We start from the raw sequence: 12,178 nt of genomic DNA on the forward strand, positions 1-12,178 counted from the left end.
ATTGTCTTATGTGGAGGAAAGAGTATGTTAAAAAAGGTAAGTCAAATTGTTTTAATTTTTGGCATAGCTTTTAGTTTAAGTGCTTGCACTGAGACTAAAGATAGTAATGAAAGTAAACAAGAAGATGTTCAAGATAAAGTGTATAAAATAGGGGAGACAGTAGACGTAGATGGTTTGCAAGTAACTATCGATTCAGTTAAATTAGGATATCCGGATTATGATGAGAATAAAAAGAAAGAGGAGATTTTGGGGATTATTTTCAAAGTAGAAAATAATAGTAAAAAGGAAATACCTTTTGCATTTTATGAATTTGAGATTACCGATAAGAAAGGTACAAGATTTAAAGAATATAATAACCCTGATAGCTTTATTAGTAAAAAGTTAGCATCAGATGAAAAAATTCAAGATATCATGCTATTTGACGTAGCGAAAGAAAATACGTATATCGCTACGTATAGACCGGAGTTTACGCATGAAAATAGAACGATAAAATTTGAATTGAAACCAAATAAATAAAGAAACACATTGGATTATCCAATGTGTTTCTTTATGGTAATAAATTTAAAACGCCCAGTTACCTTTACGGAAGATAGGCTCATGTCTGCCATCAGCAGTAATACCGTCAATATCAAGCTCAGCTGATCCAATCATGAAGTCGTTGTGTGTGATACTAGCGTTTGCGCCGTTTTCAGCAAGTTCTTCTTTAGACATTGTTTTTCCGCCAACTAAGTTAAATGCATAAGCATTTCCGATTGCAAGGTGGCAAGATGCATTTTCGTCAAATAGTGTATTGTAGAATAAAACATTTGTGTTTGAAATTGGTGAGTCATGAGGTACTAAAGCTACTTCTCCTAAGAAGTGAGAACCTTCATCTGTTTCTACTAAATGTTTTAAAGCTTCTTCACCAGCTTCAGCTTTATAGTCTACGATACGTCCGTTTTCAAATGTTAACGTGAAATTATCGATAATATTACCTGCAAATACTAACGGTTTTGTACTAGAAACTTGGCCGTTTACACCTGTTTTAAGTGGCATTGTAAATACTTCTTCAGTTGGAATATTAGCCATAAATGGTACGTTCTTTTCATTTAAGCTACCAGCACCAGCCCATACATGTTTTTCTGGAAGTTCGATTGTTAAATCTGTTCCAGGACCTGTATAGTGAAGAGCTTTATAATGCTTTTCGTTTAAGTAATCCACTTTTGTATGTAATGTTTCATCATGTTCTTTCCATGCTTCTACAGGATTTTCTAAATCAGCACGAGTAGCTTTGAAAATAGCATCCCATAACTTTGCTTCTTGTTCTTCTGGCGCTACGTCAGGGAATACTTTCGCAGCCCATTCTTTCGTAGGAACAGAAATTACACACCAGCTTACTTTATCGGCTTGTACGTAATCACGGTATACTTTCATCGCTTCTCCAGCTACTTTATGAGCTGTTGCAATACGCGATGCTTCTACACCTTTTAATAAATCAGGGTTTTCTGCATAGATAGACATAAATGCAGCGCCTTCTTTTGCTAATTCTTCACGAGCATGTGCTTTCCAAGATGGAAATTCAGCGAAAGCTTCTTCAGGAGCTAGATCGAACTTTAAGCGTGTTAACGTCTCATCATTCCAATCTACATATACGTGTTTTGCACCAGATTTATATGCTTTTTCTGTAACGAGGCGTACAAATTGTACAGCTTCAAGAGGTGCACTAATTGATAAAGTTTGTCCAGGTTGAATATTAACACCAACATTAACTGCAAGAGCAGCATATTTCTCTAACGTTTGTTCAAATGACATATGTATAATCTCCTTTAATTTGAAAGATTTCTTACTATATATAATACAAGAAAATTCTAAAAATATATATAAATATAAAGTAAAAAGAGAGCTCAAAATGTATTGAGCCCTTATATTTACTTAATTGAAGAAGCAAACTGCTCTACAGTCGTTGTATGGTGTATACGAACGCGCTTCATCTTTAACAATTCATCAGGTTCACCCTTCGTAATGAATTGCCCAGGCTTTGTCGTCGTCGCAAATTGATAATACTTCTTCGTTTCTGTAACAACCTTATCATCTACATGACCGAATGGATAAGCAATCGCGATAACAGGCTTACCTGTTATTTTTTCTAGTTTTTCTTTTGAACCTTTTAACTCTTCCTCATAGTTTGTAATTTTCGGTAAGTCTGCATGTGTTGCAGTATGAGATTGCACCGAGAAAATGCCGGAATCAACCATTTCTTTTATTTCAGAAGTAGACAATGCTCCTTCTACATCAACGTTATCAACAATCATATATTCTGTTGCTGCCGGTTTAAAAGTATCATCTTTTAGCTTTTGTAAAACGCGAAATGCATTCATATTATTTTTCATACCGTCATCAAATGTAACGAAAATCGGTTTATTTACTTTATTTATATCGCCCCAGCGTTCAAACGTTAACAGCGTATAACCATTGTCCTTTAAATGTTTCATTTGTGCTTCAAAGTTAGCTGGTGATACGAATAAGTCTTTAATACCTTGACCATGATAATCATCAATTGCGTGATACATAAGAACAGGAACCTTTTGTTCGAAAGTAATAGTAGATTTCGTAAGCGGGATTGTTTTCCCATCTTCTTTCATTCCTGTTGCTTCAATTTGGAACTCACCGCGTTTTCCTTCAAATTCCTTTATATCAAAAGGAAGTGTGAATTGCTTCTCTTTTTCTTTAGAAGAAAAAGATTTAGCACTTTCCTTGCCATCAGCTGTGCGCCAAATTTTATATTGTACTTCATTTAAAGAATCTTTTATGTCTGTAATATGAATACTTGTGTTTGTAGATTCGTGTGTAACTGCATTATATGAGATTTTACCTTGTTTTTGCACAGTCTCTTCTTGTTTCTTAATCCCTTGAGCCGTTTTCTCTTTTTTAGGTTCTAGACTTACATTGTTAGTATTACAGCCTGCTAGAATGGCAGACGTACATAAAGCAATTGCTGCGTATTTTCTCATGAAAATCACCTTCTATTGTGTAGTATGTTGCATATTGACATTAAAATCCCCACCGCTATAAGAGTGGTGGGGATATACCCTTGTTCATCATATCATTTGAAGAAAATGAGAGGAATATGATTTTTAGGAGGCTATTAAGGTAATAGATTAGTGACTTTGAATAGATGTATTTTTTTGTTTCTTATTAGAATTAATAATAATATAACCGACTACAAAGATAAGAGGAATAACGAAGACATAGATAGGCATTCCCCATACATAATAGCTTTTCAGCGTTAAGACTAGTAAATGTAAGAAATCGAAAATTGCGTGGGCTTTCATAATATCCTCCAATGGTTTTTTGAAAATTATAACATTTTAAACTTGTTATTTGTATAATTTGGAAAGTGATTTAAGCTAATTTTAAAGTAAGAAGAAGACTTATTAATATGCAATTTTGCATACAGATATGGATTTTATTAAAATATAAAGATTTTATACTATAATAAAAACCGCTATAAAACTAAGTAAGAATAATGTATGGAGTGGAGAATAGAAATGAAATATAAAAAAATAATATATATCTTTTTCATATCACTATTTATAGTTGGTTGCCAAAGTGAAGTGAGTAAAGCGAATAGTGTGGAAGAGTATATTCCATCGCATCTTATGAATGCGGAAGTGACGGCGGATATCATGACACTAGAGATGGATCGTGATACACGTAAAAAAGTAGAGGTTATTACTAAAAAGATGAGTGATCATGTGAAGAATGATAAAGAGTGGTACGTAAACTACATATCAGGGCATATAGATAAACAGGTGAAGCCGTATCATCCTAACTTTGGTATTACAGAAGAAGAATATAACTTTTTTAGAAACGCCGTTGAGAATAGTAGTTTATCTAATACAAGTGATGGAAAACTTCAATTTAAGCAAAAAAGTAACCATGAAATTGAAATTGTTTCAAGTAGAAACCTAGAACTATTCCAGCATCTAGTAATTGATACAGAGAAGAATATAATAAAAACTTCTTTTGGAGAATGTCAGTATGTTGGAGAAATAAAGCCATCTTCAGAAAAAAGAATATTAGGTCGAGTAAATGGCAAACAATGGATGTTACAAAAAGAAAATTTAATCTATTTATTCTCTTTAGGAAAGCTTGAAGGAGAAGATAAATCTGTTATGGTTATTTCAGTAAAAGGCATACACGAAGGAAAACTTATTAGTAACGAGGAAGTAGTCGAATTCCGTTCGGTTTCATAAAGAATCAAAAAAATCACCTTACTTGTTAAAGTAAGGTGATTTTTTATTAAATAAACAATCCAGCGATTGTCGCAGATAAAATAGAAGCAAGTGTTGATGCAAATAGCATTTTCCAACCAAATTTAGAAACAACGCTTCCTTGTTTTTCAGAAAGGGCACGGATTGTACCAACGATTGCACCAATTTGGCTAATACTTGCGAAGCTAATTAAGAATACTGTAACGATTCCAACTGTACGTGGAGCTAATGTTGTAGCTGTGTCTTTTAAATCAAGGATTGCTACAAACTCATTTAAAACAATCTTTGTACCCATAATACCACCAGCTGGGATAATATCTTGAGTTGGAATACCCATTAAGAATGCGAATGGAGAAAGTACGTAACCGAAGATTTGTTGTAAAGTAACAGCATGTCCCATTGCACCTGAAGCAGCACTAATTACGTAGTTTACAACTTCCATCACACCGATAAAGGCGATCATTAATGCGGCAACGATACCAGCTACTTTTAAACCATCAAGCGCACCGTTAATCATTGCGCCGATAAAGCTGTCTCCGAATAGAGTTCTATCAAATTTCTGAATCACTTCATCTTCTTTTTTCGTATCAACTGGTGTTAATAACGAACAAACGATTAAGCTTGAGAATAAATTTAGCGGAAGAGCTGCTAGTACGTATTTTGCATCTAACATCATTACGTATGATGCTGTAACAGAAGCAGAAACGGAGCTCATCGCAGAACAACAAATGATAAACATACGGTTTTTATTGAAATGCTGTAAATCGTTTTTAATAACGATTAACGCTTCACTTGAACCGAAGAATACAGAGTTTACTGCGTGGAATGATTCAACGCGTGGTAAACCAGTAATTTTTGAAATAGCACCGCCGACAACGCGAACGATGAATGGTAAAACACCTAAATAACTAAAGATTGAAAGTAGTGCTGAGAAAAATACGATAATTAATAATACGTTTAAGAAAAAGACAAAATCTCTGTGAATTCCATTAAAGAGAAAATCGACACCTGTCGTACCAAGTTTAATTAGTTTGTTGAAAACTTTACTAATGAAAATAATGATTTGTTGACCAACCTTTGTAGCAAACATAAACCAACCGATTAAAATTTGGAAACCAATCATAATTGCAATTGCACGGAAGTTGATTTTACTTTTGTTGTTTGACAAAGCAAAACATAAACCTAACACGGCAAGAATACCGATAATGCTCATTACATATTGCATGTAGTTGCCCCTTTCAGAAGTTCGTATAAAGTTTGTACATAAAACGCTCGTTATATTACTAAAAATAAAAGAACGAGGTTTTATGTCATACGTAAGATGTCTGACCTTTTAGAAAAATAAAAATAAAAAAAGACCCATATGGATTCACTTTCATCTATGAGAGAAAGCTAATCAATATGAGTCCTTTTTTGCGCATAGGCTAATATTCATTAGTTTTCCCCATAGTCCAGCAATTTAAGGTTGCCGGGTAGAAACTCTCGATCCATATTATCAAGTATATATGAGGTAACATCGTCCGTATTAAATTAGTAGTAGCGTAACATTAACAGAGAAGTATCGTCAATAGCTTTTTTTCTTCCAATAGAAAAAGACCATATAAGTATGATAAAATGTAACGCAGTGTTATGAAAAAGAGAGGTCGGAAAATGAGTACTAAAATGACGCCACCAGTTGAGAAAAACGAGTTTATAGATGTAGTATTTGAAGATTTAACACATGATGGTGCCGGTGTTGCGAAAGTAAAGGGCTATCCTATTTTCGTTAAAAACGGATTACCAGGTGAAGAAGCACAAATTAAAATTATTAAAGTGAAGAAAAACTTCGCATTTGGTCGTTTAATGAAGCTTCATACAGAAAGTCCATATCGTAAAGATGCTGAATGCCCAGTATATAATCAGTGCGGCGGTTGTCAGCTTCAGCACTTAACTTATGAAGGACAATTACAAGCGAAAGAAAAACAAGTACGTGACGTTATGCAGCGTATCGGAGGACTAGCTGATGTTCCTGTTCATCCTGTACTTGGCATGAAGAATCCGTGGGTATACCGTAATAAAGCACAAGTACCAATCGGAGAACGTGAAGGCGGACTTGTAGCTGGTTTTTATCGCCAAGGAACGCATGACATCATTAATATGGAATCATGCTTAATTCAGGCAGAAGAAAACGATACATTAATCCAAGAAGTAAAACGTATTTGTGAAAAGCACGGTATCACTGCGTACAACGAAGAGCGTAACAAAGGAACACTTCGTCACGTAATGGCTCGTTACGGACAAGTAACAGGGGAAATTATGCTTGTCTTCATTACGCGTACAGCAGAATTGCCGAACAAAAACGCAATCATTGAAGAAATTGCAGCGAAATTCCCAGAAGTAAAATCAATTGTTCAAAACGTAAATACGAAGCGTACAAACGTAATTTTCGGAGACAAAACGACAGTACTATACGGATCAGAATATATTTATGACTTTATCGGTGACATTAAATTTGCGATTTCAGCACGTTCATTCTATCAAGTAAACCCAGAACAAACGAAAGTGCTATACGATAAAACGTTAGAATACGCAAAATTAAATGGTAACGAAACAGTAATCGATGCCTATTGCGGAATCGGATCAATCTCGTTATTCCTAGCGCAAAAAGCGAAAAAAGTGTACGGCGTTGAAATCGTCCCAGAAGCAATCGAAGACGCAAACCGAAACGCAGCACTAAACAACATGACAAACGCTGAATTTGGCGTAGGAGAAGCAGAAGTAGTCATTCCAAAATGGTACAAAGAAGGCGTAATCGCCGACACAATGGTCGTAGACCCACCGCGTAAAGGCTGTGACGAAGCGTTACTAAACACAATCATCGACATGAAGCCAAACCGCGTCGTATACGTATCGTGTAACCCAGCAACATTAGCACGTGATTTAAAAGTACTAGAAGAAGGCGGATATAAAACACAGGAAGTACAACCTGTTGATATGTTCCCGCATACGACTCATGTCGAGTGTGTGGCTTGGCTTAAGTTAGTATAATAGGAAAGCAGTTGATATAGGAAAATCTATACCATCTGCTTTTTGGTTTACAAAAATACCATTCATAAGCGATTTTAGTTAAAATAAATATTGCTGATTTTCACAAATTATAAATTGAGATTTTGAAATTGTATTCATAGTGAGAGGATTTGAATTTAAAATGATAGATAATTTTTGGCGTGAATTACCACGACCATTTTTCGTACTTGCACCAATGGAAGATGTGACAGACGTTGTTTTCCGTCACGTAGTAAGTGAAGCAGGTCGTCCGGACGTATTTTTCACAGAGTTTACAAACTCGGATAGCTATTGCCATCCAGAAGGTATGAAAAGTGTACGTGGCCGTTTGATTTTTACAGAAGATGAACAACCGATGGTAGCACATATTTGGGGAGATAATCCTGAATACTTCCGTCAAATGAGTATCGGTATGGCAGAGCTAGGATTTAAAGGTATCGATATTAACATGGGTTGCCCAGTTCCGAACGTTGCATCAAGAGGAAAAGGCAGTGGCCTTATTCTACGTCCAGACGTTGCAGCAGAACTTATCCAAGCAGCAAAAGCGGGCGGACTACCTGTCAGCGTAAAAACAAGACTTGGCTTTAAAGAGTTAAGCGAGTGGGAAGATTGGTTAACGCACATTTTCAAACAAGATATTGCAAACCTTTCTATTCATTTACGCACAAGAGAGGAAATGAGCCAAGTAGATGCGCATTGGGAACTAATTCCGGAAATAAAAAAATTACGTGACCGCATTGCACCAAATACGTTAATAACAATCAATGGAGACATCCTTGATCGTAAAATGGGGCTGGAACTAGCTGAAAAATACGGCATTGATGGCGTAATGATCGGACGAGGCATCTTCAAAAATCCATTTGCTTTTGAAAAAGAGCCAAGAGAGCATAGCAGTAAAGAGCACCTAGATCTTTTAAGACTACAACTTGATCTTCAAGATCAATATGCAGAAGTACTGCCACGCTCAATCACAGGGCTTCACCGCTTCTTCAAAATTTATGTAAAAGGCTTCCCTGGAGCTGCTGAATTGAGAAATCAATTGATGAGTACGAAATCGACTGATGAGGTGCGTGCTTTGTTGGATAAGTTTGAGGATAGTGTTGGTGTGGCTCAGGATAGTGAGACGGTTTAACTTTTAAGCAGTTAAATCATTTCATGTATGACATGAGTGAGTTGAAAATAAGCGTAGAGCTGGAAAAGAACAGTGTATTTGAGAAATCAAAGCACTGTTTTTTTCTTTTAGTTAATGTTAAGAGAGAAATCTTTTTATAGGCATATAAAAAACACGTAAGAGCTGTGTAGATACAATGATAGAGAAAAGTTCGGGTAAGACTATAAAACATATCTTTAAAATGTTAAAGTATTAATTTAGCGGATAATAACTAAAAGGTTAGATTAAACATGATAATTTAAAGCACGTTATAGGATAAACTTTAACTGCTGAATAAATAATCAACATTTCAGGAGGAAACCCAATGGCAATGAGCAACAACGATATATTAAAAAGAGTACGATACGCTTTAGACATAAGAGATATAGATATGGTAGAAATCTTTAAACTTGGCGGGATGGAAGTAACGAAAGAAGACGTAGTTGATATGCTTACAAAAATAAAGAGGGCTCCTCAGCATGAAGCTGAAAATGATGAGGTAGCTGAAGATGAGTACGTATTAACATGCGATATGATGATGTTAGAGGCATTTTTAAATGGATTTATTACTTTAAAAAGAGGAAAGCAAGATCCGAAACCAGGGCAGCCTGCACCTGTACAGAGCAAGGAGAGTGCCAATAACCTTCTTCTAAAGAAAATGAAAATCGCACTATCTTTAACGAGTGAGGATGTACTTGATATATTAGATAGCGTAGGCGTTACGGTAACAAAAGGAGAGTTAGGCGCTCTATTAAGAAAAAAAGGTCATAAAAATTACAAAGAGTGCGGCGATAGATACGCAAGGAATTTCATTAAGGGATTAGGTGTAAAGTATAGAGGGTGATAAGCTTGCTAAAGCAGTAAATGATATAATAGGTAGAGTAGGACGTTCGTATCCTACTCTTTTTTATTTGTAAAAATACTATGCTAGGTGATGAAATGGTACATACATATTTAGGTGAGACAATTAATTTTCATATAACTTATAAGAAGAAAAAGTCCGTGCGTCTTTTTGTGGATTCGTATGGAAATGTGGAAGTGCAGGCTCCGAAAGGAACACCTGTTGAATACTTAGTCCAGTTGCTAGAGGAGAAGTGGGATTGGATTCAGACAACACGTAAGGAAATGGCGGAGCGAGCGCATGGACCACAGGAAAAGGATTATGATCAAGGAGAGGGCTTTTTGTATTTAGGGAATACGTATCCGATACAGATTTCCCAAGATGCAAGCATTGAGCAAGACAATGCGATTTTTGAAGGGGATAAGTTACATATTTATGTAAAAGAGCTAAAGGATGAGAAAATACAGCAAGCTTTAAAACGATTTTACTATAAGCAGTGTAAGTCATTAGTAGAGAAGAGTATTAAAGCGCATCAAAGTAACTTTAAAACAAAACCACGTTCTATTCGTATTACAGATAGTAGTCGTACTTGGGGTACTTGCGATTCGAATTTACAACTAACATTCAATTGGAAGCTAGCAATGGCACCACAGCGAGTAATTGACTATGTAGTTGTTCATGAAATGTGTCATATGGTTCATTTAAATCATGATCGATCTTTTTGGCGTCTTGTCGGGAAGATAATGCCTGATTATAAAGAAATGGAGAATTGGTTAGCGTTATCTAGTTGGAAGATGACGGTTTAGGAAGGGATATCGATTTTTGTCTGTAAATCGATATTTCTTGTCGAATCGTTGATATATTGTGAGTTTTGATAGATATATTTTAAAAATCGTTGATATATTGTAAGTTATGATAGATATATTCGAAAAATCGTTGATATAATTTCATTTACTACAGGATTGTTCAACAAATCGAAAAGAGAAGAGGTCACAGCAGACATCTCCTCTTTTCGAGTATATAGATTATCGCCCAAACTTCACAATGAAAGTATCTGCTGTTTTCTCCATCTCATACCCGAGATACCCCTCCGAAAGCAAAGCCTGCTGTCCACTAGCATCACTCATTAGAATACTTTGAATATCCGTCCAATCGCTTTCTTTATCTCCGCGCAATTTCTTCACAAAAACATACCGCAGACTACCACCATATTTCTCCTTTAGTGCAGCAATCGCCATCCCTTGCGCAAACTTATCCTTCAAACTCGGGATGTTAAAAGGAGCAACGGTGCAGCATACATAATCATATTTGCTATCTTCTTTTTGTAATTCGTCCATGATGACGTTTGCTAATATTTTTTGCATCCCATTTCCTCGGCAGTTCGGATGAACGTTTGAGATTTCTTGATAGATAACGCGGTGTAGTTCACTTTCTGGCAAACCAATATCGAGCCCTAAATGTTCATCATCGATAGGAGGGACGAGTAGAGCGCGAAATGCGATGAGTTCGTTTTCGATAAAAGCACCGATCATCATGCCGTTTCCTTCTAGAATGTATTGAAATTCTTCTAACGATAGTGGTTGTAAACGACTTTTATCTTCTAGTGCTTCAACTACAATGTTTTGTAGTGATAAAATTTGTTCGATGTGCTCTAGTGATAGTAATGTAACGTGAAATGGATTGTTATTTTGTTTTAATGTTCCTTCGTATAGAACCGCCATATGATAGTCCTCCTTTAGCTTACAACGTCTTGAAAGACGGTGAGTTCTTGTAATGTATCTTCGTTTATTTCAATGCCGAGTCCAGGCTTTTCGTTTAAGCGAATGAATGGTACGTCGTAATGTAAGTTTCCGATGTCTTTTGTGAATTTTAATGGCCCTGTTAGCTCTACGCTCGTAATGATTTTCTTTGAGAAAGCGACATGGAATCCTGCGGAAGAGGCAACAGATGATTCGACCATTGATCCCACTTGGCATTCAATGCCTGCCATTTCTGCTTGATGAGCGAGCTTTACAGCTGGATATATGCCGCCGCATTTCATTAGTTTTATATTTACTTTATCAGCAGCTTCTAATTTAATAATTTGGCGCATTTCACGAGAACTTTTTAATCCTTCATCAATCATAAGCGGGAGGTCTGTTTTAGAACGAATATGAGCCATGGCATCAATATCGTCCGCGATAACAGGTTGTTCAATCCAGTCAATGTTTAAATGTCCTAATGAACGTAGTGCTGTTAATGTGTTTGCGCTATTTTTCCAGCCTTGGTTTACATCAACGCGAATAGCGATGTCATTTCCTACACGTTCTCGTACAGCTTCAATACGTTTTACATCTTCTTTTACATTTGTACCAACTTTCATTTTGAAAGATTGGTAACCTTTTTGAATCATAGAAGCAGCTTCTTCAGCCATGTTTTCTGGATCGGCAATACTTAAAACGTGAGTGACAGGGAATTCTTCATGGTAGCGCCCGCCAATTAATTGATATACAGGTTGATTTAGTTTTTTGCCCATTATATCAAAACAAGCAATATCAATTGCGGCTTTCGCTGTTGGAACACCGTAAATTGTATTGTCCATCATGTCGTGTATTTTTTCGATATTCATTGGATTTTGCCCGATTAGAGCAGGGGTTAGCGTATGTTTTAAAGTATGGAAAGTACTTTCCCATGATTCACCTGTGACGTGATCATCAGCAACGCCTTCACCGTAACCGATAATACCTTCATCCGTTTCCATTTTGACGATAATAGAGGGCATATCAGAATAAGAGCCATAACTAATAACAAACGGATTGCGAAGCGGTAAACGAATTGCGTAAAGATGAATAGCTGTAATTTTCATTGAATAGAAACCCCTTCCTGTTTACAATAGTTTTATACATTTGA

Annotated in this window: 12 protein-coding genes and 1 riboswitch; of the genes, 6 read left to right on the forward strand and 6 right to left on the reverse strand. The window is 36.0% G+C overall.

What is annotated here, in order from left to right; all coding sequences use genetic code 11:
- Nucleotides 1-24 precede the first annotated feature (24 nt).
- Entirely contained in the window at nucleotides 25-516 is a 492-nt protein-coding gene (locus H6481_RS09780) for a DUF4352 domain-containing protein (RefSeq protein WP_182811564.1), read from the forward strand.
- A gap of 45 nt (nucleotides 517-561) precedes the next feature.
- On the opposite strand, the gene H6481_RS09785 is transcribed toward H6481_RS09780, so the two are convergent.
- The 3 genes from H6481_RS09785 to H6481_RS09795 form a co-directional block, all read right to left on the reverse strand.
- Complete coding sequence (locus H6481_RS09785) at nucleotides 562-1,791, reverse strand: aminopeptidase (RefSeq protein WP_000007349.1); 1,230 nt, start codon at nucleotides 1,789-1,791, stop codon at nucleotides 562-564.
- Nucleotides 1,792-1,907: 116 nt separating this feature from the next.
- Complete coding sequence (locus H6481_RS09790) at nucleotides 1,908-2,990, reverse strand: polysaccharide deacetylase family protein (RefSeq protein WP_078401478.1); 1,083 nt, start codon at nucleotides 2,988-2,990, stop codon at nucleotides 1,908-1,910.
- A 147-nt stretch (nucleotides 2,991-3,137) separates the two neighbouring features.
- The gene (locus H6481_RS09795) at nucleotides 3,138-3,311 is read right to left on the reverse strand and encodes a hypothetical protein (RefSeq protein ID WP_000643594.1); all 174 of its coding nucleotides are present in this window, start codon (nucleotides 3,309-3,311) and stop codon (nucleotides 3,138-3,140) included.
- Between the two features lie 216 nt (nucleotides 3,312-3,527).
- Here H6481_RS09795 and H6481_RS09800 point away from each other — a divergent pair, with 216 nt between their 5' ends.
- A complete protein-coding gene (locus tag H6481_RS09800; protein WP_079245002.1) occupies nucleotides 3,528-4,235 on the forward strand; it encodes a hypothetical protein in 708 nt (235 codons plus the stop codon).
- A 46-nt stretch (nucleotides 4,236-4,281) separates the two neighbouring features.
- On the opposite strand, the gene H6481_RS09805 is transcribed toward H6481_RS09800, so the two are convergent.
- A complete protein-coding gene (locus H6481_RS09805; RefSeq protein ID WP_001200494.1) occupies nucleotides 4,282-5,478 on the reverse strand; it encodes a nucleoside transporter C-terminal domain-containing protein in 1,197 nt (398 codons plus the stop codon).
- Between the two features lie 202 nt (nucleotides 5,479-5,680).
- Nucleotides 5,681-5,782, reverse strand: a riboswitch (purine riboswitch).
- 121 nt (nucleotides 5,783-5,903) lie between these two features.
- Here H6481_RS09805 and rlmD point away from each other — a divergent pair.
- From rlmD to H6481_RS09825, 4 genes are all read left to right on the forward strand, one after another.
- Nucleotides 5,904-7,280 carry a 23S rRNA (uracil(1939)-C(5))-methyltransferase RlmD gene (gene rlmD, locus H6481_RS09810; RefSeq protein ID WP_063546289.1) on the forward strand — a complete coding sequence of 459 codons (1,377 nt, stop codon included), beginning with the start codon at nucleotides 5,904-5,906 and terminating at the stop codon, nucleotides 7,278-7,280.
- A gap of 160 nt (nucleotides 7,281-7,440) precedes the next feature.
- Complete coding sequence (locus tag H6481_RS09815; RefSeq protein ID WP_000566708.1) at nucleotides 7,441-8,430, forward strand: tRNA-dihydrouridine synthase; 990 nt, start codon at nucleotides 7,441-7,443, stop codon at nucleotides 8,428-8,430.
- Between the two features lie 343 nt (nucleotides 8,431-8,773).
- Nucleotides 8,774-9,292: a DUF1456 family protein gene (locus H6481_RS09820; RefSeq protein ID WP_001251731.1), complete on the forward strand. Its 519-nt coding sequence runs from the start codon at nucleotides 8,774-8,776 to the stop codon at nucleotides 9,290-9,292.
- A gap of 95 nt (nucleotides 9,293-9,387) precedes the next feature.
- Nucleotides 9,388-10,095 carry a SprT family zinc-dependent metalloprotease gene (locus H6481_RS09825; protein WP_000233754.1) on the forward strand — a complete coding sequence of 236 codons (708 nt, stop codon included), beginning with the start codon at nucleotides 9,388-9,390 and terminating at the stop codon, nucleotides 10,093-10,095.
- Between the two features lie 219 nt (nucleotides 10,096-10,314).
- Here H6481_RS09825 and H6481_RS09830 read toward each other — a convergent pair whose 3' ends face one another.
- Both H6481_RS09830 and H6481_RS09835 read right to left on the reverse strand, forming a co-directional pair.
- Nucleotides 10,315-11,010, reverse strand: coding sequence for a hypothetical protein (locus H6481_RS09830; RefSeq protein ID WP_000279914.1), 696 nt, complete (start codon nucleotides 11,008-11,010; stop codon nucleotides 10,315-10,317).
- 14 nt (nucleotides 11,011-11,024) lie between these two features.
- Nucleotides 11,025-12,134, reverse strand: a complete 1,110-nt coding sequence (locus H6481_RS09835) for a dipeptide epimerase (protein WP_000704494.1) — start codon at nucleotides 12,132-12,134, stop codon at nucleotides 11,025-11,027.
- Between the last annotated feature and the right edge of the window lie 44 nt (nucleotides 12,135-12,178).

It is taken from the genome of Bacillus sp. ME78, from assembly GCF_903970865.1.
Taxonomy (GTDB): Bacteria; Bacillota; Bacilli; order Bacillales; family Bacillaceae_G; genus Bacillus_A; species Bacillus_A cereus.

Excerpts from the sequence above, each read along its gene's own strand:
- H6481_RS09780 (WP_182811564.1), top strand. The coding sequence starts at position 25 with ATGTTAAAAAAGGTAAGTCAAATTGTTTTAATTTTTGGCATAGCTTTT.
- H6481_RS09785 (WP_000007349.1), bottom strand. The coding sequence starts at position 1,791 with ATGTCATTTGAACAAACGTTAGAGAAATATGCTGCTCTTGCAGTTAAT.
- H6481_RS09790 (WP_078401478.1), bottom strand. The coding sequence starts at position 2,990 with ATGAGAAAATACGCAGCAATTGCTTTATGTACGTCTGCCATTCTAGCA.
- H6481_RS09795 (WP_000643594.1), bottom strand. The coding sequence starts at position 3,311 with ATGAAAGCCCACGCAATTTTCGATTTCTTACATTTACTAGTCTTAACG.
- H6481_RS09800 (WP_079245002.1), top strand. The coding sequence starts at position 3,528 with ATGAAATATAAAAAAATAATATATATCTTTTTCATATCACTATTTATA.
- H6481_RS09805 (WP_001200494.1), bottom strand. The coding sequence starts at position 5,478 with ATGCAATATGTAATGAGCATTATCGGTATTCTTGCCGTGTTAGGTTTA.
- rlmD (WP_063546289.1), top strand. The coding sequence starts at position 5,904 with ATGAGTACTAAAATGACGCCACCAGTTGAGAAAAACGAGTTTATAGAT.
- H6481_RS09815 (WP_000566708.1), top strand. The coding sequence starts at position 7,441 with ATGATAGATAATTTTTGGCGTGAATTACCACGACCATTTTTCGTACTT.
- H6481_RS09820 (WP_001251731.1), top strand. The coding sequence starts at position 8,774 with ATGGCAATGAGCAACAACGATATATTAAAAAGAGTACGATACGCTTTA.
- H6481_RS09825 (WP_000233754.1), top strand. The coding sequence starts at position 9,388 with ATGGTACATACATATTTAGGTGAGACAATTAATTTTCATATAACTTAT.
- H6481_RS09830 (WP_000279914.1), bottom strand. The coding sequence starts at position 11,010 with ATGGCGGTTCTATACGAAGGAACATTAAAACAAAATAACAATCCATTT.
- H6481_RS09835 (WP_000704494.1), bottom strand. The coding sequence starts at position 12,134 with ATGAAAATTACAGCTATTCATCTTTACGCAATTCGTTTACCGCTTCGC.